Below are 26,451 nucleotides of genomic sequence, written 5' to 3' on the forward strand. Positions count from 1 at the left end.
CATGAATTTACCAAGTCTGTCTATTCGACGACCGATTTTTATCTCTTGTATTGTCATCTTGATGTTGATTCTAGGTGCTTTCTCGTTGCGCAAGATGCCCGTGGATATGTTCCCAGACGTCACTTTCCCGGTTCTTTTTGTGCAGATCACTTATCCGGGGGCTTCGCCTCTGGATTTGGAAAAGCAAGTTTCCAAGTTGATTGAAGATGAAGTAGGAAGTATTTCCGGCTTAAAAACACTCACGTCCAACAACCTTGATGGTGTGGCAGTGATTGTTCTTGAGTTCCAATTAGGCACGGACATTAAAGAAGTCGAGCAGGAAGTGCGCAATCGTATCGGCAATATTCGTCGGGATCTTCCGACAGATATTTATGAACCGGTCATTCGCCGCTTTGACCCTGCCGATCAGCCGATTGTCACTTTGGCGATCACGTCCGCCTTGGATGACGGGAAGGCTTACGATCTAGCCAATGAAACCATCAAGCCGCAGTTTGAACGTATCAAAGACGTAGGTCAGGTGGATATTTTCGGGGGACGTAAGCAAGAGATTCACGTTCTTGTCGATAAAAATAAACTTCAAGATCGTAAAATTTCAATGTTGCAAGTGTCTCAACGTATCTTGGATACATCTAAAGATATTCCAATTGGAAAAATTGAGAACCCGAAAGACGAAACAACTTTACGTACCAACGGGGAGTTTGATTCGTTAAAGCAAATCGCTGAAGTGAATGTGAACTTCGTCGGTTCTGATAAAGCGGTTTTGGTTCAAGATATCGGACGCGTGGTGCGCAGTCTGGAAGACCAAAAAACCATGGGGCGTATCAAAGGGCAAAAAGCTCTTTTGATGAATGTCTATAAACAGCGCGGAGCCAATACAGTCGCCGTCGCTGAAAACGTGAAAAAGAATATTGAAAAAGTAAATTTGCTGTTGAAAGAGAAAAACATCGAAGGCCAGGTCACAATGGTCCGCGATACGTCTCGTCCAATTCAAATGAACGTGTATGACGTGAAAGAGTCTATCATCATCGGTATTATTCTTTGCGTGATCGTGGTGTTCTTCTTCTTGGGGTCGGCGCGTTCGACATTTATCACGGCCATGGCTTTGCCAAACTCCCTTTTGGGAGGCTTCGTGATCATGTATGCCATGGGCTTTACGATCAACTTGATGACTTTGCTGGCCTTGTCTTTGGCGGTGGGTCTTTTGATCGATGATGCGATCGTGGTGCGCGAAAATATTTTCCGTCATTTGGAAATGGGTAAGAAGCCCAAAGATGCCGCTTTAGATGGAACAAAAGAAGTGGCCATGGCCGTTATTGCCACAACCTTGGTTGTGATCGCAGTGTTTGGTCCGATCTCATTCCTGCAAGGGATCGTCGGTCAGTTCTTTAAACAGTTCGGTTTAACTGTTGTCTTTACGATGTTGATCTCATTGTTTGATGCTTTCACGGTGGCACCAATGCTTTCAGCCTACATGGCGCATCCCAATGAACATCACAAAGGAACAGGTATTGTGGGTCGTATGCTTGCAGGCTTTGACCGTTTCCAAACTTGGCTTGAGGATATTTACGAAGGGGCTTTGAAGTACACTTTGCACAACCCTAAGAAAATCCTTCTGGCGGGAACGTTGATCTTCTTTGGCTCTCTTGTGACGATCGCATTTATCCCGAAAACATTCTTGCCGTCTCCGGATAACGGGGAGTTTATGGTGAATATCGAGTTGCCAGTGGGTTCCTCTTTGATGGCAACCAGCGCTTTCACAGAAAAGATCGAAAAGATTTTTGAAGGTGATAAAGCAGTTGATATGGTTCTGGCGATTATCGGGAATGCCAATAACGAAGCCAATAAATCATCTTTGTTCGTGCGTTTGGTGGAAAGAAAAAATCGCAGCATGTCGACGACGGATTACAAAGAAGCTCTTCGTAAAAAGCTCAATGCTTTTGAAAGCCAGGCCATTGTGGCCTTAGGTGATATCGATGCTGTGAACTCGGGCCAAAAACCTTTGAATATCAATATTCAAGGGGAGAACTTGGAAGAGCTAAATGCCTATGCTGTTAAACTTGTGGAGCGCATGAAGAAGATTCCGGGACTTGTGGATGTGGATACGAACTTCCGTTCTGGAAAACCGGAATTCCACGTTGTGTTTGATCGCCAAAGATCCGAAGCCTTGGGTGTTTCTACGGCTGTTGCGGGCGGTGAACTTCGTAACCGTACAGAGGGAAATGAACAAACGATCTTCCGTGAAAACGGCATCGACTACAAAGTGCGCGTGCGCTTTGAAGAAATGTTCCGCGACTTAAGAACGCAATTTGCGACAACTCTTGTTCCGAACGCGAACTACAATATGATTCCTCTGACTCGTATTGCGAAAGGTGAAGAAGCATTTGGGTATTCGCAAATCAATCGTCAGAACAAAGGTCGTTACATTCAGATCTCAGGGAACTTAGCTAAAGGCGGTGCCTTGGGAACAATTTCTGGAGAGATTGAAAAGATCATTAAAAAAGATCTGCCTCCACCGAAGGGCGTTGACTACAAATTCCAAGGTCAGGCCGACGACTTTAAAGAGTTGATCGAAAATATGCTCTTGGCGATTTTCTTAGGTGTGACTTTCATCTATCTCGTTCTGGCGAGTTTGTATGAAAGCTTCATCACTCCATTTGCAATTCTTTTGGCATTGCCGTTGGCGATGACGGGAGCTTTCTTAGGTCTTTTGATCTTCGGGAAGACTATCGACATTTTCTCTCTGATCGGGATTGTCCTGCTTCTCGGGGTTGTGGCGAAGAACTCGATCTTGCTGGTGGATTATACAAATCAGTTGATCCACGAAGGATTAGATCGTAATTCGGCGTTGTTAAAAGCGTGCCGCACGCGTCTGCGTCCGATTTTGATGACATCGTTGGCGTTGATTGCCGGTATGATTCCGATTGCGATTGGTTTGAATGAGGCCTCTGCGATGAGAACGTCCATGGGTATCGCGATCATCGGCGGGCTAGTGAGTTCAACGTTGCTGACACTTCTTATCGTGCCAGCCGCTTTTGGATTTATTGAAGATTTCAAAATGTGGTTCCGCGCAAAACTTGCAAAGATCAGCGGATATCAAGCTTAAGAGTATACTCCACGGAAGCTGCGGATTTCTGCCAGCTTCTCTTCAAACGGGGCCCAATCGTCGTTGTCGGCGATGGGCTTCCACAAAGATTCCAATTCATCAATAAGCAGCGCACAGGCTTTCGGTTGTTGAAAGTACGGATGTTGTGCTTTTTCTTCAGAAGCGATCTCAAAACATTCCAAGGTGTCTTGCAAAGCTTTAAAGGATTCTTTCTGGTAAAGGCCCCCTTGCGGAGATCGTCCCAGGCGCTCGGTGATTCCGCCAGAGTGCAGATCAAAGATCGTCTGTTCAAAAAGACATTTTTCTTTTTCCATAAATTGGAAAAGATGACTGACCAGATCCACATTCAACTCTTGAATGGCTGAAGGTTCCTGCAAGGGATTTCGCAAATTCAAACGCTTTAAAAGCTGTTGATGAATTTCATAATTAAAGTCATCACCGAAACCATTCAGAAGCTCATCCAAAGGTAAATCCGGATAAGCGACTTTCAAAGCGCCCCCTAGCTGATAGAGATTCCAAAGAACACTCGCAGGTTGGCGGCCGAAACAATAAAGTCCCGAATGATCAAAATACGCTGCTGTGAAATTGGGATCATAGGTCGGAAGAAAGCGGTAAGGACCGTAGTCAAAACTTTCTCCGGTGATATTCATATTGTCGGTGTTTAATACGCCGTGAACAAAACCTGCCATCATCCACGATGCCACCAAGTGCGCCGAGGATTGTGAAACCGTCTGCAAAAACATCGCAGCCTGCTCTTGATCCTGGTACGAGGAAAGGGACGGGTAGAAGTGCTTCACGCAATAAGCCACCAGTTTTTTTATATTCTCTGACTGCTGCAAAAACGCCAGTCGTTGGAAAGTTCCAAAACGAATATGACTGTGACTGAGACGAACCAAAACTCCGGCCCGTGTCGGGGAGGGTTCATCGTGTCTTTCCAAACTTTCGCCCGTTTCAAAAACAGAAAATGTTTTACTCGTATTCACGCCATAGGACTCTAAAAGTTCCGTCGCGAGAATCTCGCGGAAGGCGCCTTTTAAAGTGAGTCGGCCATCGCCATTGCGCGAATAAGGAGTTTGTCCGCTGCCCTTAGTGCCAAGATCCAAAAGACGTGTCGGCGTTTGAAATTGCGCAAAAAGAAATCCGCGCCCATCACCTAGTTGTGGATTGTAAGTCTGAAACTGATGGCCGTGATATCTCAGAGCCAAAGGAGTTTTCACATTTCCAGGAAGAGATTCAAAAGCCCAGAAGTGTTTTTGCCATTGCTCATCACTGAGTTGATCCAGTGCAATTTGTTTTGCTGCGCTCTGATTTCGATAGCGTAAAATAGCTTTAGGAAAGCGGGCAGGAAGGACTTCGTCGTAGAAATCAGGGCCTAACTCATAAATAGGGGGAGAGAATGATGATGACACCCTCCTTTTATGGAACTTTATTCCTGGAAACGCAAGTCTGATGGAGTCTCTAGTTGACAATTACTTGCATTTAGAAGAAAACAGTATTTCAAAGGTGGTACCCGTGGACGAACGTATCCTGACAGAGCCTTCTACTCAACACCAGACATTTGAAGAACAAACCGATCGTTGGGATAAGCTCGGTATCTTTCTTTCCAGTCTTTGTGCTATTCACTGTTTGGCGACACCTCTTCTGGTTTTAACACTTCCAGTGATGGGTGAATTTTTTGAACAAGAGTGGGTGCATTTACTCATGGCTTTGTTTGTTGTGCCCGTCGGTCTTTTTGCTTTTTGGTCAGGCTATAAACATCATCAGCAAATCAAAGTTTTTGCTTTGGGTGTTTTGGGTCTGATGATGGTGGGAGGAGCTTCTCTGGCTCCTCATTCATGGGTTGAGTTCTTCGGGTACGACCTCGTCACTTTGTTTGGCGGTGTCTTCCTTGTTATCGCCCACGTCTTGAATCGCCGGGCTTGCTTGTGTCATAGGCATTAAGTCTTTGTGATAAGCGTAAAACACAGCACCGCCTTTAATCAGCGGTAAAAGTTTTTCGTTGATGGCCTCAGAGACCGCCGGACATCCCCAGCTTCGTCCCATACGACCGTACTTTTCTAAAAAATCCATCGAGACATAAGAAGCTCCATGCATCACGATCGCGCGTTCAAAGGCGCGGTCGTTGGATTTTTCCAGGCCATGCAGATACAAGGATTCTCCGTGTTTTCCTTCGTATGTTGAGCCCGTGATATAAAATCCTAGGGATGATTTCTTTGAATCCATTTGATTGGAAAAGCTCACAGCCTTGTCTTCGCCGGTGTTGACTCCGTGGGCGACATAATATTTTTCAACTTTGCCATTTTTCAGATCTAAGAAATAAAGGCGGCGAGAAGAGGACGGTTTGGAATAGTCGATAATGATGGCGTAGTTTTTATTGGTGATCTTTTTGGTGGTGGACTCATCAATGAGTTTTACTTTGAAAGTCTTGTCGTCGTTGATATCTAAAAATTCGAAAGTTCTTTCGAGAGCTGCGTTGGGCACTCCGGCAGAGACATAGAGATCATAGAGTAACTTTCCTCCGATTTTCTTTTGATACCAGGATTCGGCCGAACTGGTTGAGCTTATGAAAAACGCTGCTGAAATATAAAAGAAAGATTTCATTTCTTCACCCCCCGATGAAGTCCACGAACATTGAAATCGCATATCAATGAATATGCCGAAGTACTTTAGTCTGTAAGGACTGTCTAATTTCTTTCCAGAAATGCCTGGGAGCGAAAACGGCGACAGATATCGTCAGAAGTGCAGCAAAGTGTGGCACCTTGTGAATTTACAATTGAAAACCAAATGAAAAGTAATAGTATCGGTTATTGAGAACACAATTTTGGAGGCAACATGATCGATAACAAAATGAATCGCCGTAGTTTCTTTTCAACGATGGCAAAAATCACAGGTGTGGCAGTTGTAGCCCCTGCTGTTTTATCAACAGTTTTTTCTTCTCCAGCATTGGCACAGAAGAAACGTGGTGGCGGAGCTCCGGCAGCCGGTGGCGCTATGCCGATGGTTGATCCAAATGATTCCGTAGCAAAAGCAGTAAAGTACATTGAAGACCACAAGAAAACTGCTGAAGCAAAAGGCAATCATTGCGCGACTTGCGGATTTTACGCAAAAAAAGAAACTCGCAACGGTAAAGAGGCTGGAACTTGCACGATCTTCGCAGGCAAACTTGTCTACGCAGACGGCTGGTGTGCTTCTTGGAATAAGAAAGCCTAGGCTTTCAAAAGGAAAAGGGGCTTTTAAGCCCCTTTTTTTATGCTTCAGTTCCGCGGCCCAAGGCCGCTTCGCTCTGCCGGCATCCGCCGTTTTATTTCGTCGTTTCTCTGAGTGCGCGACGCAGAATTTTTCCAACGTTTGTTTTCGGAAGTTCCGTGCGGAACTCCACCAAACGAGGAACTTTGTAATTTGTCAGACTCTTGCGAGCATGAGCAATGACATCTTCTGCTGTTAGGTTTTGATCTCTCTTAACTACAACCGCTTTTACGATTTCGCCAGAATGTTCATCTGGCACACCGATAGCCGCCACTTCCAAAACTCCTGGATGAGACGCAATCGCTTCTTCCACTTCATTTGGATAGACGTTAAATCCAGAAACCAAGATCATATCTTTTTTACGATCGACGATTTTAAAGAAACCATCCGCATCCGCAACGGCGATATCACCTGTTCTGAGCCATCCGTCATTAAGAACTTTTTCAGTTTCATCCGGGCGATTCCAGTAGCCCGCCATCACTTGAGGACCTTTACATACAAGTTCACCTGGTTCTCCCATTGCGACTTCTTGGTCATCGTCATTGAGAAGTTTGATGTCTGTGCTTGGGAAAGGAAGGCCGATGGAGCCCACTTTATCAGTGCCGTCGATAGGGTTGCAGCACACAACCGGAGAAGCCTCTGTCAATCCGTAACCTTCTACGATCACAGACTTTGTCAACTCCATCCATTTTTCAGCCACGGATTTTTGCAAAGTCATCGCGCCAGCAACGCTGATTTTTACACGGCTAAAATTCACAGTCATGAATTCAGGATTGTTCATTAAAGCATTGAACAAGGTATTCACGCCCGCCATCAGCGTGAATGGAGTTTTCTTAAGTTCTTTAATGAAGCCTGGAATGTCGCGTGGGTTCGTGATTAGGATATTTTCCGCACCGTAACGAAGAAGACCCAAGCAATTCAGAGTTAATGCGAAGATGTGATAAAGAGGAAGAGCCGCAATGGCCACTTCTTCGCCTTCGCGAAGTTTCGGTTGCATCCAGTCGCGGATTTGCAAAACGTTGGCAAGAACGTTGCGGTGGAGAAGCATGGCTCCTTTAGCCACGCCTGTTGTTCCACCTGTGTATTGAAGGAAAGCGATGTCATCCAAAGTCGTCGCCACTTTTTGTGACGGCTTCATCGCGCCCAATTCCATCGCCTGACGGAAAGTGTAAGCGTGGGGGATGTTGTAAGCGGGAACCATTTTTTTAATGTACTTAACAACAGAGTTTACAAGAATTCTTTTTGGTGTCGGGAAAAGATCCCCGATCTCTGTGACAACAACACTTTCAATTTGTGTGTCTTTAAGAATTTGTTCAAGCAGGTGAGCGTAGTTTGCCAAGATCACCACGGCTTTAGCGCCAGAGTCTTTGAACTGATGTTGCATCTCTTTGGCTGTGTAAAGAGGATTTGTATTTACGATCGTGAGACCCGAGCGAAGAGCCGCAAACGCGATCACCGGAAATTGCAAAACGTTCGGCATTTGAATCGCAATGCGATCGCCTTTTTTCAGTTTCAATTCGTTTTGCAAGAAAGAGGCGAATTGATCCACTTTGCGATCAAGATCCGAAAAGGTGAGGCTGACTCCCATGTTTGTGAAGGCTTTCTTTGAGCCGAACATGCGGATGGATTCTTCATAGACATCGAAAAGGGAGGAATACTTTGAAAGATCCACTTCGGGACTGACGCCTTTGGGATAGTTTTTTAACCAAATCTTTTCCATTTTTCCTCCTGATGCTGATAATTTATGTACCAGGAAAGTTTAGAGTAAAGAGTCAGTGTGAGCAAAGTAAAATGTTGTTTTCACTCAAGGTATTTGCAAGACTTGAGGGATGAAGCTTGCTCATGCATGGGTCCTTGGCGGACTCTTTTTTACCCTTGTTTCGTGTTTTTCCAGGGAGGAAAAACCCGTTGCACCTGTCGGGGCGGCGCCAAAACCAATTCAAAAGGTCATGACGAAGCAAGAAGCGCCGAACAAAGACAAAAGTCTCGATGTTTTCGTGCGTTATTTCGAACAGGCCGACTCCATTCATCGTGAAGCATGGTGGGTTTTAACGAACGAACGACGGCCGGTGGGGAAGTCGCCTTTTGGTAAAGTTCAAAGAGCTTTGTTGGCCTCACAAGATATTAAGCTGACTAATAAGTCCATGTTCAGTTGCGATCGCTATTTGGTGAAACGCGATGTGATGGGGCTTCAGGGGTATCCGCAGAAGGCCGAAATTTTTGAAAAGTGCAGCGAAAAGATTGAAGCGAAAAAGATTGCGCAGTTCTTCGCTCCTGATAGCAAAGAGATTCAAGCCACTTTTTTTCCTGAGAATATGGAAGAGATCTTGGGTCTTGGTGCGACAGTTTTAAATAAAGCCATTCAGTGCACTTTAAATGGGACCGAGCAAGGGCAGTTGCAGAAGCTCAAATGTAAAGATTGGGCTCAAGATCGCAGCAAAGAGCAGATGATCCGCTTGGATGTTTACGATTACGAAAAAGCGGGACGCAATCTGATCAAGCTCCGTGGCAAGGTTTACGAAAATCTGACTGACACAAGAAAAATTGAAGCCGATGTTCCGATGGAGGGAAAAATCTATGTCACAGAGACAGAGTTGTATCCTCCAGAGCCGACTCCCGCACCGAAGCCATCTCCTACACCTTCACCAAAGACTGCGGCCACACCAACTCCTGATCAAGAGAGAGCGCCAGGTGCTCCACCGATGACTCTGCCTCCAGAGGGAGGCGCTGTGCAAGTCACAGTGCCGGGAGAAATGCCTGAAGGGGGTGAGCCTCCTGCAATCACGCCGTTGCATTTGCCACCACCGCGTGGTCAAGAAGGTGTAGATCCTGACGTCATGATGCAAAGAGAACAAACTCAGCAGGAGCCTGTGATGCAGGACCATGAGATGATCGAAGAGCCTCCCCAAGAGGGAACTTTGGGAGCTCCTCCGCAACAACAACCACCGACCCCAGAAGCAGGAGGCGTTCGTGCCCGCTAAAATTTCTTTAGGAAAAAAAGTCCCTAATTTTAAAATTCCATCTTCCAACGGTGAAGAGTTCAATCTTTCTGATTTTAAAGGAAAGAAAATCGTTTTGTATTTTTATCCGAAAGACAGCACTCCGGGATGCACGACGGAAGGTATTGAGTTTAACGAGATGCTTTCGCAGTTTAAAAAACAAAATACCGAAGTCTTTGGTATTTCTCGCGACAGTTTGAAATCCCACGACAAATTTATCTGCAAGTACGACTTTAAGTTTCATCTTCTTTCCGATGAAGAGGAAGAAGTTTGCAAACTTTTTGATGTGATCAAAGAAAAGAACATGTACGGCAAAAAAGTGATGGGTATTGAGCGCAGCACTTTTGTGATTGATGAAGATCAAAAGCTAGTGGGCGAATTCCGTAAAATCAAAGCTGAAGGTCACGCGGCGGAGATGCTTAAATTCGTCAAAGGCCTCAAATAAAGCGCGTATTTTCACACGCGCTTCTCTTAATGAGTTGAACTAGTAGTTGAAGTTCATTCGCTTCGCAATGGACTCTGGCAGTGGCGGCACTTGTGAACTTGGGATGAAGAATGTCGTAAGATTAAAGAAATCCCCGAAGATCTTGTGCTTCGCTGTCGCATCAGCCAAGTACTTGTGACCGCTAGATCCACCAGTTCCGATTTTTTGTCCTAACATTCGAAGAGCCATCATCGCATGACGGTAGCGCCAGGTCGTCATCGTTTCATCGATGTCTAAAAGGGCACGGATGATACGGAACGGAGTTTGTAAAATCGGTTGATGACGGTAAAGAGGAATCAAGATCGCGGCATGCAGGGCCTTATAGCTCAAACGATATTGGCCTTCGTCGCGGAGTTTGTTGTAGACGTCTTCGCTAAAAAGAGCGTCGAAACTTTTCAGTGTGTTTTCAAGACCGGTGAGATCGCGTTTCTTTTCTTCGTCAGTAAGGCGTGTGTTATTGCGTACGACATTCATATCGTCCTGGAACATTTTGTTCACAGCCTGTTTGTACGAATCCCAGAAGTTAAAATTTTCACCTTGCAGGAACGGAGTTCTTTCCAGCCATTTTTCAACAGATTCAAAGAGAGATTCTGACTCTAGAACGCTCATCATTAAACTCTGCTGATCTTCCGTCAGAGACTTATAGAAAGGAGCTTGGTTGTATGCCAAGCGGTCGCCCATGCGCAGACCTAGTTTGGTTTCGATAAGACGCCACTGAAAACTTTGAAAGCCCGATGCCGGATAAAGCATGTCGCGGAAATCCAAGAAGTCCATCGGAGTCATCGTCTCAAGAACGTCAACTTGACCGATGATGAGTTTTAGAACGCTCACGATGCGCTCAAGACGAGCACTCGCCACACCTAATTCTCTTTCGGGGATGGAGTCTTTTTGAAAAGTTGCTAAGACAGAATCCAATTCAAAAAGAATCTGTTTAAACCAAAGTTCATAGGTTTGATGAACCGTGATAAAAAGCATTTCATCGTGAGCGGGTTTTCCGTACTCAAGACTCTTTGGATGTTGCGCAGATAACAAAGCTTCAAGACCTAGATAGTTGTGATAGTGAACCGGAGGGTATTTCATCGTGAAAGCTCCTTTAAAGCTGTTGCAAAGCCGTCGATGTCTTCCTTTTTCGTATCCCAAGAAGTCATCCAGCGACATTCAAAAGTATTTTCATCCCAGACATAAAAGAAATATTTTTCGCGCAAAGGTTTCACCCACGTGCTTGGAATTTTCGCAAAGACCGCATTGCTTTGCGGAACCTCGCGGACTTCCACGCCGGGAATGTCCTTAACCGCCTGATACATATACATCGCCATCTCGCAAGAGTGGTTGGCAATCTCTTGCCACAAGTTATTTGCGAAATACGCCTGAAATTGGCAGGCGATAAAGCGTGTTTTAGAAGGAAGTTGGGCGCTTTGTTTGCGAATGTATTTAAAATCGTGAGCGAGGTCTTTATTAAGAAAGACCACGGCTTCGCCCATTAAAAGCCCATTCTTAGTTCCACCAAAGGAAACGACATCGACCCCAAGATCTGCCGTGATTTCCTTCAGAGTCTTTTTTAAATGAGCAGCCGCATTGGAAAGACGGGCGCCATCAATATGTACGAACATCTTTTTTTCTTTGGCCCAGGAAATCAAAGACTTAAGTTCTTCAAGAGAGTAAGTCGTACCAAGTTCCGTGGGTTGAGTCAGAGAAAGCACCTGACCTTGAGAGTAATGTTGGTCCCCGCGGCGAATGTAAGCTTTTTCAAGTTCAGCGACAGAAATTTTCCCATTCACAGACGGCAGAGCAATCAACTTGGCTCCCGTCATAAACTCCGGGGAGCCACACTCATCAACATTGATGTGAGCTACGTCAGAGCAGAAGATCGCTTGGTAGGATTTTGTCAGAGCATGCAGGGCTGTAACATTGGCAGCGGTCCCGTTAAATACAAAGAACGCCTGAGCTTGAGGTCCAAAGTGTTTTTTGAACTCTTCAAGGGCTTTTTCCGTCCACTCATCCGTTCCGTAAGCGGGAGCATGTTCAACGTTGGCGTTTGTCAAAGAAGCTAGAATCAGCGGGTGGACTCCAGCATGATTGTCGCTACCAAATCCACGTTTCATAATCAGGCCTTGTTCAGGTTTGTGAAAATAAAATTATGCGCAATAAGAGCCGCAAGTTTGCTTGTGCGATTGTCTTGATCTAAAGGAGGTGAGACTTCGTAGATGCCGATACCACGAACATCAAACTCGCGGTTCAACCACAAGAAACTTTCTAGGAAATCTTTCGTAAAGAGGCCCGTTGTCCAAGACTGACTGCAGCCCGGAGCTTCACTGGATGTGAAGGCATCGATATCAATACTTAAGAAGACCTTTTTCTTCTCTTTGCCTTTCATAAATTTCTTAAGAACAGGCAAAAGTCCTTCTTCGTTGATTTGATCTAAAGTGAAAACAGAAGCGCCGTAATTTTTTGCCCAAGTGATATGAGCTTGGCTGTTGCACTGATTTTGAATGCCTACTTCAGCAAAGTCCACATGCCCTTGGAATTCCGAAAGCACGCGGTGAAAAGGAGTTCCCGAGTTGAATCCCTTATCAGTAGGACGGACATCCATGTGCGCATCGAAGTTAATCAAGACAGCGTTGTCTTTAAAGGCATCTAGGAAGCCAGCCCCATCGCAATAACCGTAGTCATGGCCTCCGCCTAAAGAGATCCAGCGTTTTCCGGATTGAGCCAAGGTGCGTGCGGTTTCGCGGGCTTTTTCATGACGATCCGCCAGGGATTTTTCTTTGTCGGCCAGATCACCTAAATCCAAAATTTTTGGTAAACGAGTGCTCGCCAGGTGCGGAGTCATTTTATAAAGATAAAGACGAACCTCGCGAGGAGCTGCTTGAGCGCCGGGACGACCGCCGTTCAAAGCAATGCCTTCATCATCGGGAAAACCGATCATCGCAAAATCAAATTCATGTTCGGAAATTTTTTGCAGATCACCTTTAGGTAAGAGCTGGACGCATTCTCCAAGACGAGGATCTTCTTTATCATTTTTTGTGAAAAGAAGATGTTTGTCGATCGGATGAAGCCAGTTCATTATTTCAGGTTACCCCACTTAGACATACGGAGAACTTTTTTAACGTCGCCCGTTTCTGAATCGTAGATCTTCATTGTCGCATTGCCTTTGTTGAACTGGATAGTTGCAAAGGTAGTGCTTGTGGTGTCTGACAAGAAAACAACCCACTCTTTTCCCTCGGAAGGTGTCACGCTGTAGCGGTAGTTGATTGGGTCAGCGGTCCTGTAATCTGCACCGTTTTGGAAATCTTTAAGATTGATCGGGTAGAAGCTCAAAGAATCGAAATCACGAACTGTGATGATTCCATCTTGGCTGTACCAGTAACCCAACATTTTTCTAAGACCTACGTAATCAACACTTTCGATCACGACAGTGCAAGTTTCAACGTCAAGAAGACCTGAAGCTGTGACTGTATCGCCTGAAGAAAGTTTGCGAATACTTAAAGAGGCATCTTCGGATTTTGTGTTAACAACGTAGCGTGGGCAGCGATCGCCTGAGCGCAAATAGACACCCGTGGAGTCTCTTTCAATGGTCCCAGAAATGGGTTGAACAGAGAGAGCCACAGATGAAACAGCAAGGCTGAGGACGAAAAGCAAAAATCTCATGCCCCACCTTGTTCCATGGCTCTAAAGTTCGGTCAATAGTATTCCTACTCCATTTTTTGACAAATTGAGTCAACTGCTAAATTAAACAGCACTTTACCGTGTTCTGCCGAGCAAAGACTCGGGTTTGAACCCATGCGGCCATCTGGGAACGTCTCGCGGAATTCTTTCGGAGCCATGGGCCAGTGAGGACGATCTTTTGTGGGTTTGAATTCCATCTTAGGAACATCTTTATAAGCATCCGGATGAGTGAACATCGTCACGGATATTTCTCCGCAAGTGGCGTGGAAACCATTTTCGTTACCGAAGACTTTATTTTCATAAGCGGTCACTTCAGGAAGGTGCCACCAATTGAAAAGTTTGATGTCGTAAGTTTCTTGATCCTGCTTGGCTTGGCAGAAAGCCGAAGTGAGAGGAGCAATGTTGCCACCGTGACCGTTGATAAAAGTAAACTTCGTAAAACCGTGACGACCCAGGCTTTGAATGATTTCCGTAACGACTTGGATATAAGTCACTGGAGAAAAAGTAATAGTGCCGGGGAAAGCCATGTGGTGCACAGCCATTCCAAAACAAAGTGGGGGAGCGACCAGGGTTTTGGTTTTTTCTCCCACGGCCTTCGCTACTTCCCACGCGGACAGATAGTCGATGCCGATTAAACCCGTGGGGCCGTGTTGCTCAGTGGAGCCCACCGGAACGATGATGTGTTTCTTGGTTTTTAGGTATTCTTCAACTTGTGGCCACGTTTTTTCTTGTAGATTCATCGACATTTCTTGCTCCAGTGCTCTAAGCACACATAAGATAAAGATAAATGTCTATTGATAACGGAACTTGTCAGCTTTCTTTTCCTTTACGCGAAGAAATACCTTCGGCCGAAACGCTTATTGTGCGTGACATCGACGTTGTGGGAGTCGGGGCCTTGCGCCGCCATCAGCTCACGGAGTTGCAAAAAACAAAGAAATTTATTTTGCACACCCACGAAGAAATGATTCCGGAGTCCGTGCGTTCCATCTACGAGGCGGAGCTTCTTCGAACCCTGCAATGGCTTCGTCCTGTTAAAACAGAAAAGAAAGACGCTTTTGATTTTCTCGAAGAGCAACACAAACTCTTCCCGCAAATTTTCCCTCGGACTCATCAAGCTTTGGGCTTCACAGTGAATAAAATCCGCGACATGTACTTGGATGAGATGGAGTGGAGCAGTTGGCTTTTGCAAGATCATTGGCGTTATTTCGTCGGATTTCTTCGTCAGAAATTCCCTGCAAAGCCTGAGCTGATGGAAGTGGCCCATTGGGAGTGGGTGCAGGCATGGATTGAGATTCAGCCTTTTGATTTAGGGGAGCTTGAGAAAAACTCCGTCATCGTAAATCCCAGTCTGCAAATCGTGTCTTTTTCTCAAGAGAGCTCTGTGTTAAAGCGAGACAAAGGTATGTACGCCTTCGTCTATAGTAGCGAGAAAGCGACTGTGGTGGAAAGACCACTGGATGTTTACGAAGCGAAAATCATCGACTTATTACAAGAGGATAGAAAGTACACCCCAGAGCAACTCGTGCAGATGGCGCTCTTGAGTGACGAAATAACACCTCAACTATCATCTATGGAGTGGGAAAAAAAGTATTTATCACTCTGCCAGGACGCTATACTCATCTGTGTTAACTAGCAGATATAAGGTTCGAGGATCTGAAACAAGGAGTGGAGTATGAAAACAAAAATCTTAGCTCTCGCAGTTCTTTTATCAACAAGCATGGTTGCTTCGTTGGCTCAGGCTCGCGGCAGTGCGAGTGGCGTGATGGTCTTGGCGAATGCTTTTATTTACAACTCAACGGATGAAGACAATGGAACTAAGGTTGAATCTAAAAACAGTATTTACGATATTAAACTTGGCTATTTAACGGGAAGTGGTCTCTATCTAGGTGGTTTATACACTATTCGCAATAGTGAAACGGGTGGATCGTCATCAGATGGTAAGGCTTTGGGAGGTTCTGTCGGTTATGTCGGCGCTAACGGATTTTTCGTGATGGGACACTATATCGCGTCTGCAGAGCTGGGTGACAATCTTAAAGAGGGCAAGGGGATTCAAGGTGATTTTGGTTATATCACAAATGTCACGGGAGCTTTTGTTGTCGGGGTTGAGCTGACGTATCGTTCAATCGAATATAAGAAAACAGACGACAGCAAATATAAGAAAGACGAACTTATGCCAATGTTGACCGTCGGTTTTGTTTTCTAATTTAATTCTAAAAATGATTTTAAGAAAAAGGGCTTCGAGATGAAGCCCTTTTTTATTTTACAGTGCTCAAGCTTTTTGCATTACAAGTCACCGCGAGGCAGTCGTTCTGCTTAAACACGATGTCGCCCAGAACAGTGTTGTTATGAGGCGCGCAAAGTTCCCCTTCGTATTTTTGACGACCCACTTTGTTCATGTTTACAAAAATAGAATCGTCACTATTTACAATGTGAAGATCGCGTTTCAGAGTTGGATCATCGAAATTTAAATCTTTTCCGTCGGCGTCACCCAGAAATGCTTTCTGAATAATCGTCTTTACACCTGAAGCAGTTTTGCTGCGAAGATCGCCTTGAATGTAACCTAGGTCGCTCAATGCAGGCTTCATTTGAAGCATGAATCTTTGGCCGGCGTCATCTGTTCCCGCGCACAGAATTTCTGCTGATGCCGCCTGGGCAATATTTGAAAAACCGATAACAAGAAAAAGGGCGCAACAAACGTTCTTAAGTGTTTTCATTTTTCATCCTTTGTCGGCGTGTAAGTGCCGTTCTCGAGTCATCCCTATAGCAATGCCTGTGCCGAGAAAAGAGGATTTTAAATTGGATAAAAATGAATTTGAGGGCCTTCATAGGCCCTCTGGTATGCCGATTATTTACGCTGTGATTAACGCTTTTCTATTTGTTCACAGACGGTGAACGCGAACTAGAGACCCTTAAGAATATCGTTGAGCATTTGAATGTGTTGCAGAGGATGTTTGCCGACGTGGTCGATCATCATCTTTTTTGCGGCTTCCGCTTTTGGAATACCTTCAAACGTGATCAGGCGATCCATGGCATTGGCAGAGGACACAATGATCGCAAGAGGATCTAAATCTTTTTCACGAAGACCTTTGGGCCCGGCGCCGTTAATGGTTTCTTCGTGTTGGGAGATAATATTGATTACGGCCTGATCAAAATGCTTCTTGTCTTGAACTTTTGTAGCGCCGTCTGAAGGGTGTTTATTCCACAGGGCTTTGTCTTCCGCGCTCATGGCGTCGAGAGGTTGGTTTAAGTTCAAAGTTGAATTGTGATGACCGTAGTCGTGAAGAATAGCGCCCAAAGTAAGAAGTTGAGTTTTCTTAGGATCATTGACTCCCAGCTTCTGTGCTAAAGCGATGGAAAGTGTGGCAACAGTTACACCATGATGGGCGATATTTTTATCCGTATTTTCCATGCTCATAATGGAAGACATCGCTTGGGCGTTGCTCATGATAAAATTCACGTATTTCCCAGCAGCGTCTTTGGCGTAGTTGTAGGACTCTACATTGTCAGGGTTTTCAAAAACTTCTTCGGCGTTGTTCTGTTGTGAGCCCTGAATGATTTCGGCACGCGTTTGAATATCTTTACTGGAGGAGTCGTCGTAAGCTGTTTCGATATTTTTTTGAAGATAACTGCGATAGCTATTTTCCTCGTCAGTGAGGATGTACATTTTGCGAAGTTTTTTGTCCTTAAGGCGCTTCAAACGTTCGCCTTCAAAACTATCGCCGCGACGAAGGTAGAGTATCATTTTCTCATTGATCTTAACGTAAGCATTGAAGTCGATCTTTTGATCTCCGCGCAGGGTGCTTACACGAATAGAAACATAATCCATTGCCTCAGTGTCCTTCGGTTTGTTATCTTGAGTTCATGTCGATTGATAAAGAAATTGTAGAAGATTTTGTGAACGAGTCAAAGTCCTTAATTGAAGAGTTGATAGACCTTCTCGAAAGTATTGAAGGTGACTTTTCTCAGGTTCAAAAATTAGCTGATTACGGAAACAATGTCGATCGCATCATGGGTGGCGCAAAAAGTTTGGCAATGATGGCGCCGCCGGATCATGCGCTTCACATGATTTCGGACTATGCGGCTTTGTGTAAGGCTGTTGGTTACAAGGCCTCGCAAATCACTGATAACGAGCAGTTTTATGATGTGTGTGTGGCTCTGCTTCTTGATGCCACAGAAACTTTAAGCGCGTTGCTAAACAACATTCACAAAGATGGAAAACTTCTTAAAGAAACCATTCCGCAAGCTTTTATCGAACGTTTGCGTTGGGTGTCGAATCAGTTCAGCGAAGCTTATAGCATGAGCGTTGGTACGGGCACAGCACCTCAAAAGTTGAAACAATCCGAAATCGACGATCTTCTCAAAAAACTAGGACTTTAGGCGATCCAAGGTCCACGCCGCAAGTTCACCGAGCTTGTCGTGTTCTAAAAGAGCCGTGACTTCTTCTTTGAGGGATTTGATTTTTTTATTCGCGACCACGATCAAAGCATTTCGTTTAAGACCAAATGACCCTGCGCGGGCTAAAGGGGTTCCTAAAAAAACCCGCCCTATTTTTTTTCCAGAGGCTGAAAGAATATAACGAAGATCTTCAATCAGAAGGTCTTCACTTTCTTTTGAAAGATTTAAATTTTGTTCAATAGAAAGCTGGCCTTTAAAAATCTTCTGATTCCAAGGGCAGACAGTTTGACAAAGGTCACAGCCAAAAAACCAATCGCCTATTTTTTCTCGCAGATTTTCCGGAGGCACTTGGCGTGATTCAATGGTGAGGTAAGAAATGCACTTCCGAGCATCCATTTTGCGCGGTTCTAACAAAGCTCCTGTGGGACAAATATCAATACAGCGTGTGCAAGTGCCGCAAAAATCCGGCAGGGGGGCCACTTCGGTTTGCAGTTTCAAAGAAGTGTAGATCTCGCCGATAAAAAACAAACTGCCTTTTTTTGGATGAATAAGGCAGGTGTTTTTTCCAACCCATCCCAGCCCCGCACGCTTGGCCAAATCTCTTTCTAATACTGGACTGCTATCAGTAAAAGGAAGAAATTCTTCATTTGGCATCAGTTCCTGCAATTTTTTGCAAAGACTTGCCATACGTTCTTTAAACCAAAAATGGTAATCCATTCCCTGTGCATAAAGACTCACGCGAGCTTGCTTTAATGGGAAATCTTGTTTTTTCTCGGGATGCGGGAAGTAGGGGATTGCAAACACTAGCGCGCTTTGGGCTCGAGGCCATTTGCTACGGGGATCTTCTTTGATGGGGGCATGGTCTTCCAGGTATTTCATGTCTCCATGCAGTCCCTGATTGAGCCATTCTTTATAAAACTCAAAACTTAAAGGTTTGCTTAAAGACGTGAAACCGAAATGGGAAAATCCCAAATCTTCAAGTGTTTCATCAATAAGAGACTTCATCTCCTGTGGCGTCACGCAAAACTCTTTCTTTCGTCCCAGTCTTTTTCTACACTGAAGGGGATGCCGCAAGTTCAAAGACTGCTCAAATCTCACCCTCATTGGTCGGCTGTGGAAGCAATTTACCACAGACTGCAAGCCCATGGCTACAAGGCCTTTTTGGCCGGAGGCTGTGTGCGCGATGCTCTTTTGGGGATTATGGCCAATGATTTGGATGTGGCGACAGATGCGACTCCGGATCAAATTGAAGGCCTTTTTGAAAAAACCGTGAATGTTGGCAAAGTTTTCGGCGTTATGAGAGTTCTGATTGATGGTGCGGATATTGAGGTTGCGACCTTCCGCACAGACGGAACCTACAAAGACGGGCGTCGTCCCGAGGGAGTGCATTTTTCTTCGCCAGAACAAGATGCTCAACGTCGCGACTTCACAGTGAATGCTCTTTTTTATGATCTGGCCACGCAAAAAGTTTTGGATTTTGTGCAAGGGGAGGCGGATCTGCGCAATGCCGTCTTGCGCACCGTGGGAGAGGCGGAAAGGCGTTTTGAAGAAGATCATTTGCGCCTTTTGCGTGCGGCTCGTTTTGTGGCCCAATTGGATTTTGTTTTGGAAGCTGAAACCTTTGAGGCTATCAAAGTGATGGCTCCTCTTGTAAAGACGGTGAGTGGCGAACGCCTTCGCGACGAGATGGGAAAGCTTTTAAAAGCGAAAGCGGTCTCGAAGGGTTTGGAAGTGATGATTGCAACGGGGCTTATGGCTCTTTTGTTCTCGTTTCGCCTGCGTGATAATGAATGGCCGGGGAGTTATGGCGCGAAAGAAGTCTGGCAAACTCTGGCTCTCTTTTTTAGAAATGCCAAACTTGAAGAGTTGGAATCCTCGGTTCAGTTATTAAAACTTTCCACCAAAGAGCAGCGAGGGATTGAAAAAGCCTGGGCGCTTTGGGAGAAACCAGAAGATTTTTTCGCTATGAATATGGGAAAAAAACTGCAAAGGCTTCCTGAAGAAGGCTCTCACTGGGCTTTACAAGTTTTAATGCTTGAAGGAAGTATTTGGACTTCGCAAGTAAAAGATCTCTTTAAAGAATGGCAGCTTTGGCAAAATCAACTGCCCAAACCGTTGCTGACGGGGGAAGATCTTAAGGGGAAACTGGTGGGCAAAGCCATCGGTGCGTGTTTGGCAGAGGCGTTTGAACAGCAGTTGGAGCGCAAACTGCAAACGCGCGACGAAGCGCTTTTGTGGTTACAAAAGTATTTAGAAAGTGATTCTCATGGATAATATTTATGTTCCTAGTACTTGGAGACGTTTAACGGCCCAAGCTGTGGATTCTTTGATTCGCATCGTGTTTTATATTCCCTTCGGGAAAGCCTTTTTTACTTTGGCGTTTACAGATGATGAAGTGAGAATTTCTTTGGGTCATTTGTTGGTGCTTTTCCTGATTCCTGCTATTTATGAATTTGTATTCTTGGTTTTAATGCAGGCGACTCCCGGAAAATGGTTGATGGGTTTAAAAGTCGTGCCCTTTTCAAATCCCGCAGAAAAGTTGCACTGGAGTCAGTGTGTGCTTCGCCCTTTGACGGAACGTCTTTCTTTGTTCTTTTCATGGGCTATTTATGCGGCGGCCTTCTTTCGCTACGACCGGACCCATGTGGCAGATTGGGTTGCCGAAACTCGTGTCGTGCAGTTCACTCCGCGCCCCAAAAGAGCCGACATCCGTTGGTTTCTTGGAGCCTTGTTGATTATTTTCTATGTCTACGATGGCATGCACTCGGCTAGAAGTACCCTGCAAACTATTGATTGGGAAAATCATGAAATAGATCTTCGCGCGCTCGTAGACTCTGACTCCGTCTCTGAAATGATGGAAGAATACGAAGACCTTTAAGCCTACCAAATTCGTTTACTCTTTGTGAACAAACGCAGAACTTCTAGGGGATCCTTTCTAGAGTACATGCAGGTGTTCTCATTCTTGTGAAAAAGAGAATGTGCGGTTACTTTGCGTTTGCAAGGTTATTAAAAACCTAAAAACAAGAATGAGGAGTAAATTTATGAAAAAGATCATCCTAACGATCATGATGTCTATCTTGGGCTTTTCTTCACTTAGCCATGGAATGACAGAGCTTGAGGAGTTTCAACGCACTTACCGTGAAGCGATGGAAGAATTTGGTATGAGTGCAAGTTCAACAGATGGCGTAACGGCTCGCCTGAATGTGATCGTCCAGTACAGCCACCTGATTCCTAAAGAATCAAAAGCCAAGTTGCACCCCCTCCTTCAGGGTATTGAGTATACGACTAACACAACGGAAGGGCGCATGTGCATCGTCATTGGTATGGAATTGGGAGCCAATAGCTGCAGTGTTGTGAGAGCACAGTATAAGAACTACGTGAAGCAAATAGACAGAATTATTCTAGAAATCCGCTAAGCTTTCCACTTTTTGAAAATCTGCGTGGTGAGGATCAAATCGAACTCACCATTGCCGTTCAGAGCGCAGTCGCGCAGGTTTTGAATCGCCTGAGTGGCTGTTAACGCTTGTTGATTGTCTTTAAGAGCGGTCATCTCATGAAAACTATAAGCAAGGCCCATGAGTTTTCCCATCTCAGATAAATCAGCCGTAGTAAGTTTTTTAGGAAATCCCGTGCCAGCGCCATTTTCGCGGTGCTGGCCGATAGCTTCGGAAATTTCGGGTGTTAAGGGGACTTTTTTTCCTTTCACCATAATCACAGAGCGGTCGGGATAGAGAGCATATTCGGAAAGCTCTTCCGGAGTGTAGTTTTTGGGATTTTTATCGCCGACAGATGCAGGCAGTTGCGCGAGGCCGATATTGTGCAGAAGACCTGCAATTGCCGCACTTTCTCTTTTTTCCTGATTCCATCCTAAAAGCTGGGCGAAGTAAGCGCCATAAGCGGACAAGCAAATGCAGTCATGATAGAGCGTTCGGGTGTTCCCCGTAAAGCGAAAGATCTCATCAAAAATTTCTTGGGCTGAAAGATCTTTAACCAATTCAAAATCGGCGACGATGTTTTTACATTTATCGTAGATCAGTTTTCCCTCTTGATAATCCGTTGCGGCTCCATTTAAAAACTGCGCCATGATTTCATGGATAGATTTTTTTGAACGATGAAACTTCTCGGTCATCGAGACGGGCAGAGGGATGTTGCGTAAACTCATCACTGTGCGGGCGTATTCAAAAAAGGCCTTCATTTGGGTCTTCTTGATATACATCTGTTGTTTCATGGTTTTGAATTTTTCAAGCTGGCGGTCGTCGACACAGTCGCCGGTTTTTCGCAGCAGAATAGAGCGATGATTGGCCGGCAGATGAGCGTAGACATCAAAGTTAATACTCATCTGCGCTTCCATGTCGCGTAAATCCACCGGCATGAGGGCCGTGATGGGGATGTTGTCGCCCTCCATTTCTATAGGAGCGAGTTGTAAAACCATGTCCGAGATGAACTCTCTGTCGAAGTTGATATGCATCACCTCGTCAGCGCCATTTTTCTTTACGACATTGAAGTCTAAAGGTGCTGCGGCGGAATGAAGAACGATGATATGGCAATCAGGATAGTTCATCTTTGTCGATTGAACCCACTCATTGGTTTGAGCGGTGCCATCTTGTCCATCAATCAGTGCGAGAATGGGGCTGAAGTTAGGTTCGGAATTTTCAAGGACTTCGTCGAAGTTGCGGAAGTGTTTTAGCTGGTACGGATAATACCCCTTCAGGATGACTTTGACGGATTCCCAGAAGGAGTCCCGAGGACTCCCAATAAGAACGTCAACAGTTCGACCTGAAGTGGTTTTCATTTCTAGTGTACCGTGATCTCCACGTAGAAGGTGGAGCCATTCGTCAAGTTAAACGGAATGACGAGGGTGGCAGCTTTGTCTGCGTGACTGATCTTGAAGTCACCAGAAATAACTGTAGGAATCGCCATCTCGAAGTTGTACCCCATTTGGTTCAAAGTCGTCTTAGCGGAACCGTAAATCATATTCGTCATTTCGCCGACGGCGTCTGAAACCTCGCTATTGATCTGAGTGTGCTTTTCACCCAGCATATTCTCAAGAATATGGAAGATGCTGTCTTTACCATAAGAGATCAAAAGAGTTCCCTTAAGTGGTGGTGCAACCATGCCCACCATTCCCGCAATTTCACCTTTCAAAACGAACTGAGGTTCGATGAAAGGCTTGCCTGGAGAGGCGTCGGTTTGAGCCATTGTTTTTAATGTTTTAATAACCCCGTCAACAAACGCATTGATAAGACGTTTATCGAAAAGTGGATTGAGAGCTTGAACTGGTGCCGCTGACATTTAAATCTCCGTCAAATAGACTTCTTATGAAGCCTTAGGTTGTGCTGCAGGATTGTGTTTTGCCCAGACGCGTTCCATTTTGCCCTTCAAAGTCGCTGAATTGAATGGCTTAACAACGTAGTCGGAAACTCCGGCTTTAGCGGCTTCAAGAATGTGTTTTTGCTCAGACTCTGCTGTCACAAGCATAAAAGGAACAGACTTAAAGCGGGGGTCTGCCTTGCAGGCCTTCAAAAGGTCGATACCCTGCATGCCTGGCATATTCCAATCGGAGATTACAAAGCCATAAGGCTGGCCTGCATCATGAGCGGCCTGAATCATAGGGAGGGCTGTTTTACCATCATCGGCTTCCTCGACGTTGGTATAACCAAGCTCATTTAGCACTTTTTTTATGATTTTTCGCATAGTTGCGAAGTCATCAACGACCAAAAACTTTGTATTTGTGGGAAACATAATATCTCCTGAAAAGGTAAAAGCATGTAAAATCCTCATGCTTATCGGTCTAGTTTTTTAAAACTAGAGTCCAAACCTATTGCGAATTCCTAAAATTGTTGTCAGACTTTATTACAGGTGGTCGTGCTACATTTGGACATGAGTCCTAGGTGGCGTAAAAGGTTTAGACAGAAGTTTTTAAAACAAAAACAATTTAGCGGGAGGGAGCAAGGATGCTCAGAGATGTCCTCATTCAAAAAGGTCTTTCAAACAGAGAGGCAGAAGTTGCTGAACTTGTTTCAAAGGGCTTGTCCAACAAGGAAGTTGCGAATCAGCTTTTTGTTACTGAAAAAACAGTAAAATTTCACCTCACAAACATTTATAAAAAAATGAATGTTAAGTCTCGTGCGCAGTTGATTGTATGGTGCTTGCCTCACCTCGGCTTTGTTGAGAGTGAAGTACGCGCTGAAAACAACAATCAAAATGCAGCAGCAGCGACTGCATTCAATAACAATGCAACTCAGACGATCCCAGCAGGATCTGCGACTGTTGCAGGTGGTACAACAACTCTTCCTGGTAGCGGATTGAACCGTGGTGGTAATTCCGATATCGGTATGGGTGGCATCTAATCTTTATTGATTAGGGCTTAAGACGCAGGATGTGAGGACTTTGGTCTGATCTCCTGCGTTTTGTTTTTTGGAAAGGTCCTATCAGCGTGAAAGACTCAAAACCAGTTTCGGCATCGCAAGTTATCATGACTCAATTGGTTCTTCCTTCCCATACCAATTCCTTGGGAAGTGTTTTCGGTGGCACGATCATGTCCTGGATCGATATCGCCGCCGCGATCGCAGCTCAAAGACATTCAAATAAAGAAGTTGTTACGGCAAGTATTGACCGTCTCGATTTCGTGGCTCCGGTCTATAAAGGCTGGGTTGTGAATTTGAAGGCGAGTGTGAACTATGCTTCCCGAACTTCCATGGAAGTCGGAGTTCGCGTGGACGCTGAAAATCCTAAAACGGGAGAAACTTTCCACACAGCTTCGGCCTATTGTACTTTCGTGGCTTTGGGTTCCACAGGTAAACCTTCCGAAGTTCCTGCTTTGGCGCTTGAGACAGACGATGATAAACGTCGTTTTGAACAAGCAAAAAAACGCAGAGAAATTCGTCTTCAGAATAAATCTAAATAGTTATTTGCAAAGAACTTCGATCCAACGAAGGGCTTCTAAGGCGCGAAGACTTAACTTTGTGCCTTCAGGTTTTCCAAGGCTTGCGTGAGAGCGCACAGTCATCTCTTTTTTATCGCAGTCTTTTTCAGAAATCTTAGGCAGCTCCGCAAGTTCAAACACGGGTTCAAGGGTGTAGTAAAGAAGAGAAACTTCATTCTCTTGATCGTTTCCTTTTTTTGGATTCTTCTTTTCGTATTCGTTCAATGTGTTCTCAAAGGATTTCTTTAAGTCTTTCAAGTAAACTGCTTTTTTAGAAGAAGTCTTTTCTTTAAGAGCTTTTTGGTAAGAAGTTTCTGATTCCTTATAAAAGTCCGTGACCTTTTTTAAGTCAGCGTGGGCAAATGAAAAGGTGATAAGGCTCAGTAAGAAAATTACTGTAGGCATATGTCACCTTTTTTATCTGCTTCTGTTGGGTTGGCTTTGATTGCGGGAAGAAGCTCTTCAACAAACTTCTTTTCCGTTTGTTTGACGTAAGGATCTCCACTGATAATTTTTGATTTGGCATCGATGATTCCCGTGCTGTCACTGAGGCGCAGACGGCGAATTAAGGACTTGGCTCCTGCCGGGCCATCGGGACCGTAGGCGGCGAGTGTGAGATAGTTCACGATATCGCTGTTTTTCGCCAGTTTTTTTGAGCGCGCTTCGAGGCTGGGTCTAATTACGTTGTCGCGCATGTGAATGTAGTAACCTAATGAGTAAATAAGATTTCTCGCAACACCATCACCTGGGCGAATCCAATCGCAGTAGTTTCTTGGGGCACCAGGGCTTGGTGGTGGTCTTTTAAGATCACCCTTCATAATTTCCCTGAAAGGAGCGCAAGACGGATTTGTGCTATCCATAAGATCTTCAAGAATATGAAAGGCATTTCCTTCGATAAACTTTTTGCCTTTATACCAACCCGCGATTTCATCAACGGGATCTGAAGTGAGTTGGCCAATACCTTTTCCGCCAGAGTAGGCGAGGTAAAAGTTAAACGCTGTTTCGTTGTTGAGCTTCTTAAGAATAAAACGCGGGTCAATCGCGCCTCGCCCTGTCGACATGCAGTTGATGGCTTGATTTACAGAGAAGTGAATGAAGTCCACGGTCTTTTGATTAAGACAAGGAGTGCTTCGACCGTAGTTTTCAAATTTCTTTCTTTCATCTCCATTGCAGCTATAGCCTTCATTACCCGGTTCGCGCTGAAGAGAGGCTTCAATGCATTCTTTCTTGATCTGCTTTGTTCTGGCGTCGTGAGAAAGTACTTTTCCTAAGGAATCTATAAAATCACCAGATAATCCTGTTGATTGAGTGTTGGCTGTGGCGATGCACTCTTTTGTAGTGGCTAGAGAATTCCGACTGCGAGTAAACGCAATTGTCAGGGGATCTCGTGCGGCATCCAAAGATCTATTGATGTCCTGGTTTTGTGCGCCTTTTCTTCCGCTCTTATCATTGACGCAAAGATATTGAGCTGAGGAAATCCCAGGGGCGATGAACAAAGTGCTAAAAATGAGAATAGATAAGAATTGTCTCACCTTGGTCTTATCGGTGAGATTGTTCGGAGATTAAGGAAGAATTCAGCAAAAACCAAAGACGAAAGTCTGGCTTATAAAATAAAGTGATCCCACTTTGTTCC

General features: G+C 45.0%; 29 protein-coding genes. 13 read left to right on the forward strand and 16 right to left on the reverse strand.

What is annotated here, in order from left to right; translation table 11 throughout:
* Nucleotide 1 precedes the first annotated feature (1 nt).
* On the forward strand, nucleotides 2–3,103 hold the full coding sequence (locus ACL934_RS09090; protein WP_413613391.1) for an efflux RND transporter permease subunit: 3,102 nt from the start codon (nucleotides 2–4) through the stop codon (nucleotides 3,101–3,103).
* Here the strand turns inward: ACL934_RS09090 and ACL934_RS09095 are convergent.
* Nucleotides 3,100–4,512 carry a protein adenylyltransferase SelO gene (locus ACL934_RS09095; protein WP_413613392.1) on the reverse strand — a complete coding sequence of 471 codons (1,413 nt, stop codon included), beginning with the start codon at nucleotides 4,510–4,512 and terminating at the stop codon, nucleotides 3,100–3,102. The genes ACL934_RS09090 and ACL934_RS09095 overlap by 4 nt on opposite strands.
* Before the next feature lie 103 nt (nucleotides 4,513–4,615).
* Here ACL934_RS09095 and ACL934_RS09100 point away from each other — a divergent pair, with 103 nt between their 5' ends.
* Nucleotides 4,616–5,044 carry a MerC domain-containing protein gene (locus ACL934_RS09100; protein WP_374080152.1) on the forward strand — a complete coding sequence of 143 codons (429 nt, stop codon included), beginning with the start codon at nucleotides 4,616–4,618 and terminating at the stop codon, nucleotides 5,042–5,044.
* On the opposite strand, the gene ACL934_RS09105 is transcribed toward ACL934_RS09100, so the two are convergent.
* Complete coding sequence (locus ACL934_RS09105) at nucleotides 4,937–5,704, reverse strand: murein L,D-transpeptidase catalytic domain family protein (RefSeq protein WP_374080154.1); 768 nt, start codon at nucleotides 5,702–5,704, stop codon at nucleotides 4,937–4,939. The two genes, ACL934_RS09100 and ACL934_RS09105, sit on opposite strands and share 108 nt — an antisense overlap.
* 231 nt (nucleotides 5,705–5,935) lie before the next feature.
* Here ACL934_RS09105 and ACL934_RS09110 point away from each other — a divergent pair, with 231 nt between their 5' ends.
* Nucleotides 5,936–6,313 carry a high-potential iron-sulfur protein gene (locus tag ACL934_RS09110; RefSeq protein ID WP_374080155.1) on the forward strand — a complete coding sequence of 126 codons (378 nt, stop codon included), beginning with the start codon at nucleotides 5,936–5,938 and terminating at the stop codon, nucleotides 6,311–6,313.
* A gap of 91 nt (nucleotides 6,314–6,404) precedes the next feature.
* On the opposite strand, the gene ACL934_RS09115 is transcribed toward ACL934_RS09110, so the two are convergent.
* Entirely contained in the window at nucleotides 6,405–8,069 is a 1,665-nt protein-coding gene (locus tag ACL934_RS09115) for an AMP-binding protein (RefSeq protein WP_413613393.1), read from the reverse strand.
* 229 nt (nucleotides 8,070–8,298) lie between these two features.
* Between ACL934_RS09115 and ACL934_RS09120 the strand changes: the two genes are divergently transcribed.
* The gene (locus tag ACL934_RS09120) at nucleotides 8,299–9,330 is read left to right on the forward strand and encodes a hypothetical protein (RefSeq protein ID WP_413613394.1); all 1,032 of its coding nucleotides are present in this window, start codon (nucleotides 8,299–8,301) and stop codon (nucleotides 9,328–9,330) included.
* Nucleotides 9,320–9,793 (forward strand): peroxiredoxin, encoded by a 474-nt coding sequence (locus tag ACL934_RS09125; protein WP_413613395.1) that lies wholly within the window; start codon nucleotides 9,320–9,322, stop codon nucleotides 9,791–9,793. Before ACL934_RS09120 ends, ACL934_RS09125 begins: the two co-directional genes overlap by 11 nt.
* Before the next feature lie 39 nt (nucleotides 9,794–9,832).
* Here the strand turns inward: ACL934_RS09125 and ACL934_RS09130 are convergent, their stop codons facing one another.
* From ACL934_RS09130 to ACL934_RS09150, 5 genes are read right to left on the reverse strand one after another with little or no spacing between them, the layout of a single operon-like run.
* The gene (locus tag ACL934_RS09130) at nucleotides 9,833–10,912 is read right to left on the reverse strand and encodes a tryptophan 2,3-dioxygenase family protein (RefSeq protein WP_374080161.1); all 1,080 of its coding nucleotides are present in this window, start codon (nucleotides 10,910–10,912) and stop codon (nucleotides 9,833–9,835) included.
* Nucleotides 10,909–11,934 carry a threonine aldolase family protein gene (locus ACL934_RS09135; RefSeq protein WP_413613396.1) on the reverse strand — a complete coding sequence of 342 codons (1,026 nt, stop codon included), beginning with the start codon at nucleotides 11,932–11,934 and terminating at the stop codon, nucleotides 10,909–10,911. The genes ACL934_RS09130 and ACL934_RS09135 overlap by 4 nt, the downstream gene beginning before the upstream one ends.
* A 2-nt stretch (nucleotides 11,935–11,936) precedes the next feature.
* A complete protein-coding gene (locus ACL934_RS09140) occupies nucleotides 11,937–12,896 on the reverse strand; it encodes a formimidoylglutamase (protein WP_413613397.1) in 960 nt (319 codons plus the stop codon).
* Nucleotides 12,896–13,480: a hypothetical protein gene (locus ACL934_RS09145; RefSeq protein ID WP_413613398.1), complete on the reverse strand. Its 585-nt coding sequence runs from the start codon at nucleotides 13,478–13,480 to the stop codon at nucleotides 12,896–12,898. Before ACL934_RS09145 ends, ACL934_RS09140 begins: the two co-directional genes overlap by 1 nt.
* Before the next feature lie 44 nt (nucleotides 13,481–13,524).
* Entirely contained in the window at nucleotides 13,525–14,244 is a 720-nt protein-coding gene (locus ACL934_RS09150; RefSeq protein WP_413613399.1) for a creatininase family protein, read from the reverse strand.
* A gap of 41 nt (nucleotides 14,245–14,285) precedes the next feature.
* On the opposite strand from ACL934_RS09150, the gene ACL934_RS09155 reads away from it, so the two are divergent.
* Together ACL934_RS09155 and ACL934_RS09160 are read left to right on the forward strand one after the other, a co-directional pair.
* A complete protein-coding gene (locus ACL934_RS09155; RefSeq protein WP_413613400.1) occupies nucleotides 14,286–15,131 on the forward strand; it encodes a hypothetical protein in 846 nt (281 codons plus the stop codon).
* 39 nt (nucleotides 15,132–15,170) lie between these two features.
* The gene (locus ACL934_RS09160) at nucleotides 15,171–15,701 is read left to right on the forward strand and encodes a hypothetical protein (protein ID WP_413613401.1); all 531 of its coding nucleotides are present in this window, start codon (nucleotides 15,171–15,173) and stop codon (nucleotides 15,699–15,701) included.
* Nucleotides 15,702–15,753: 52 nt separating this feature from the next.
* Here the strand turns inward: ACL934_RS09160 and ACL934_RS09165 are convergent, their stop codons facing one another.
* Nucleotides 15,754–16,212 (reverse strand): hypothetical protein, encoded by a 459-nt coding sequence (locus tag ACL934_RS09165; protein ID WP_413613402.1) that lies wholly within the window; start codon nucleotides 16,210–16,212, stop codon nucleotides 15,754–15,756.
* Between the two features lie 185 nt (nucleotides 16,213–16,397).
* Nucleotides 16,398–17,324 carry an HD-GYP domain-containing protein gene (locus ACL934_RS09170; RefSeq protein ID WP_374080173.1) on the reverse strand — a complete coding sequence of 309 codons (927 nt, stop codon included), beginning with the start codon at nucleotides 17,322–17,324 and terminating at the stop codon, nucleotides 16,398–16,400.
* 68 nt (nucleotides 17,325–17,392) lie between these two features.
* On the opposite strand from ACL934_RS09170, the gene ACL934_RS09175 reads away from it, so the two are divergent.
* Entirely contained in the window at nucleotides 17,393–17,875 is a 483-nt protein-coding gene (locus ACL934_RS09175; protein WP_413613403.1) for a hypothetical protein, read from the forward strand.
* On the opposite strand, the gene queG is transcribed toward ACL934_RS09175, so the two are convergent.
* A complete protein-coding gene (gene queG / locus ACL934_RS09180; RefSeq protein WP_413613404.1) occupies nucleotides 17,864–18,913 on the reverse strand; it encodes a tRNA epoxyqueuosine(34) reductase QueG in 1,050 nt (349 codons plus the stop codon). The genes ACL934_RS09175 and queG overlap by 12 nt on opposite strands.
* A 45-nt stretch (nucleotides 18,914–18,958) precedes the next feature.
* On the opposite strand from queG, the gene ACL934_RS09185 reads away from it, so the two are divergent.
* The 3 genes from ACL934_RS09185 to ACL934_RS09195 all read left to right on the forward strand — a co-directional run bounded on the left by ACL934_RS09185 (nucleotide 18,959) and on the right by ACL934_RS09195 (nucleotide 21,309).
* Nucleotides 18,959–20,167 (forward strand): CCA tRNA nucleotidyltransferase, encoded by a 1,209-nt coding sequence (locus ACL934_RS09185; protein ID WP_413613405.1) that lies wholly within the window; start codon nucleotides 18,959–18,961, stop codon nucleotides 20,165–20,167.
* Nucleotides 20,160–20,771, forward strand: coding sequence for an RDD family protein (locus tag ACL934_RS09190; protein WP_413613406.1), 612 nt, complete (start codon nucleotides 20,160–20,162; stop codon nucleotides 20,769–20,771). The genes ACL934_RS09185 and ACL934_RS09190 overlap by 8 nt, the downstream gene beginning before the upstream one ends.
* A gap of 163 nt (nucleotides 20,772–20,934) precedes the next feature.
* Nucleotides 20,935–21,309 (forward strand): hypothetical protein, encoded by a 375-nt coding sequence (locus ACL934_RS09195; RefSeq protein ID WP_413613407.1) that lies wholly within the window; start codon nucleotides 20,935–20,937, stop codon nucleotides 21,307–21,309.
* On the opposite strand, the gene ACL934_RS09200 is transcribed toward ACL934_RS09195, so the two are convergent.
* The 3 genes from ACL934_RS09200 to ACL934_RS09210 are packed head-to-tail and all read right to left on the reverse strand — an operon-like array spanning nucleotide 21,306 to nucleotide 23,635.
* Nucleotides 21,306–22,685 carry an HD-GYP domain-containing protein gene (locus ACL934_RS09200; RefSeq protein WP_413613408.1) on the reverse strand — a complete coding sequence of 460 codons (1,380 nt, stop codon included), beginning with the start codon at nucleotides 22,683–22,685 and terminating at the stop codon, nucleotides 21,306–21,308. The genes ACL934_RS09195 and ACL934_RS09200 overlap by 4 nt on opposite strands.
* A 2-nt stretch (nucleotides 22,686–22,687) precedes the next feature.
* Nucleotides 22,688–23,185 carry a chemotaxis protein CheX gene (locus ACL934_RS09205; protein WP_374080187.1) on the reverse strand — a complete coding sequence of 166 codons (498 nt, stop codon included), beginning with the start codon at nucleotides 23,183–23,185 and terminating at the stop codon, nucleotides 22,688–22,690.
* Nucleotides 23,186–23,209: 24 nt separating this feature from the next.
* A complete protein-coding gene (locus tag ACL934_RS09210) occupies nucleotides 23,210–23,635 on the reverse strand; it encodes a response regulator (RefSeq protein WP_413613409.1) in 426 nt (141 codons plus the stop codon).
* Nucleotides 23,636–23,847: 212 nt separating this feature from the next.
* On the opposite strand from ACL934_RS09210, the gene ACL934_RS09215 reads away from it, so the two are divergent.
* Entirely contained in the window at nucleotides 23,848–24,243 is a 396-nt protein-coding gene (locus tag ACL934_RS09215; RefSeq protein ID WP_374080189.1) for a helix-turn-helix domain-containing protein, read from the forward strand.
* A 125-nt stretch (nucleotides 24,244–24,368) separates the two neighbouring features.
* On the forward strand, nucleotides 24,369–24,800 hold the full coding sequence (locus tag ACL934_RS09220; protein ID WP_374080463.1) for an acyl-CoA thioesterase: 432 nt from the start codon (nucleotides 24,369–24,371) through the stop codon (nucleotides 24,798–24,800).
* On the opposite strand, the gene ACL934_RS09225 is transcribed toward ACL934_RS09220, so the two are convergent.
* Complete coding sequence (locus tag ACL934_RS09225; RefSeq protein ID WP_374080191.1) at nucleotides 24,801–25,223, reverse strand: hypothetical protein; 423 nt, start codon at nucleotides 25,221–25,223, stop codon at nucleotides 24,801–24,803.
* Nucleotides 25,211–26,350, reverse strand: a complete 1,140-nt coding sequence (locus ACL934_RS09230) for a hypothetical protein (protein ID WP_374080193.1) — start codon at nucleotides 26,348–26,350, stop codon at nucleotides 25,211–25,213. The genes ACL934_RS09225 and ACL934_RS09230 overlap by 13 nt, the downstream gene beginning before the upstream one ends.
* Nucleotides 26,351–26,451 lie beyond the last annotated feature (101 nt).

Origin of the sequence: Bdellovibrio sp. HCB-110, assembly GCF_047323225.1 — a bacterium.
Lineage (GTDB): Bacteria > Bdellovibrionota > Bdellovibrionia > Bdellovibrionales > Bdellovibrionaceae > Bdellovibrio.

Coding starts and splice junctions, on each gene's coding strand:
- ACL934_RS09215 (WP_374080189.1), top strand. CDS start 23,848: ATGCTCAGAGATGTCCTCATTCAAAAAGGTCTTTCAAACAGAGAGGCA.
- ACL934_RS09135 (WP_413613396.1), bottom strand. CDS start 11,934: ATGAAACGTGGATTTGGTAGCGACAATCATGCTGGAGTCCACCCGCTG.
- ACL934_RS09185 (WP_413613405.1), top strand. CDS start 18,959: ATGCCGCAAGTTCAAAGACTGCTCAAATCTCACCCTCATTGGTCGGCT.
- ACL934_RS09225 (WP_374080191.1), bottom strand. CDS start 25,223: ATGCCTACAGTAATTTTCTTACTGAGCCTTATCACCTTTTCATTTGCC.
- ACL934_RS09140 (WP_413613397.1), bottom strand. CDS start 12,896: ATGAACTGGCTTCATCCGATCGACAAACATCTTCTTTTCACAAAAAAT.
- ACL934_RS09210 (WP_413613409.1), bottom strand. CDS start 23,635: ATGTTTCCCACAAATACAAAGTTTTTGGTCGTTGATGACTTCGCAACT.
- ACL934_RS09190 (WP_413613406.1), top strand. CDS start 20,160: ATGGATAATATTTATGTTCCTAGTACTTGGAGACGTTTAACGGCCCAA.
- ACL934_RS09165 (WP_413613402.1), bottom strand. CDS start 16,212: ATGAAAACACTTAAGAACGTTTGTTGCGCCCTTTTTCTTGTTATCGGT.
- ACL934_RS09130 (WP_374080161.1), bottom strand. CDS start 10,912: ATGAAATACCCTCCGGTTCACTATCACAACTATCTAGGTCTTGAAGCT.
- ACL934_RS09170 (WP_374080173.1), bottom strand. CDS start 17,324: ATGGATTATGTTTCTATTCGTGTAAGCACCCTGCGCGGAGATCAAAAG.
- ACL934_RS09115 (WP_413613393.1), bottom strand. CDS start 8,069: ATGGAAAAGATTTGGTTAAAAAACTATCCCAAAGGCGTCAGTCCCGAA.
- ACL934_RS09090 (WP_413613391.1), top strand. CDS start 2: ATGAATTTACCAAGTCTGTCTATTCGACGACCGATTTTTATCTCTTGT.
- ACL934_RS09205 (WP_374080187.1), bottom strand. CDS start 23,185: ATGTCAGCGGCACCAGTTCAAGCTCTCAATCCACTTTTCGATAAACGT.
- ACL934_RS09110 (WP_374080155.1), top strand. CDS start 5,936: ATGATCGATAACAAAATGAATCGCCGTAGTTTCTTTTCAACGATGGCA.
- ACL934_RS09150 (WP_413613399.1), bottom strand. CDS start 14,244: ATGTCGATGAATCTACAAGAAAAAACGTGGCCACAAGTTGAAGAATAC.
- ACL934_RS09155 (WP_413613400.1), top strand. CDS start 14,286: ATGTCTATTGATAACGGAACTTGTCAGCTTTCTTTTCCTTTACGCGAA.
- ACL934_RS09105 (WP_374080154.1), bottom strand. CDS start 5,704: ATGAAATCTTTCTTTTATATTTCAGCAGCGTTTTTCATAAGCTCAACC.
- ACL934_RS09160 (WP_413613401.1), top strand. CDS start 15,171: ATGAAAACAAAAATCTTAGCTCTCGCAGTTCTTTTATCAACAAGCATG.
- ACL934_RS09220 (WP_374080463.1), top strand. CDS start 24,369: ATGACTCAATTGGTTCTTCCTTCCCATACCAATTCCTTGGGAAGTGTT.
- ACL934_RS09195 (WP_413613407.1), top strand. CDS start 20,935: ATGAAAAAGATCATCCTAACGATCATGATGTCTATCTTGGGCTTTTCT.
- ACL934_RS09200 (WP_413613408.1), bottom strand. CDS start 22,685: ATGAAAACCACTTCAGGTCGAACTGTTGACGTTCTTATTGGGAGTCCT.
- ACL934_RS09120 (WP_413613394.1), top strand. CDS start 8,299: ATGACGAAGCAAGAAGCGCCGAACAAAGACAAAAGTCTCGATGTTTTC.
- ACL934_RS09145 (WP_413613398.1), bottom strand. CDS start 13,480: ATGAGATTTTTGCTTTTCGTCCTCAGCCTTGCTGTTTCATCTGTGGCT.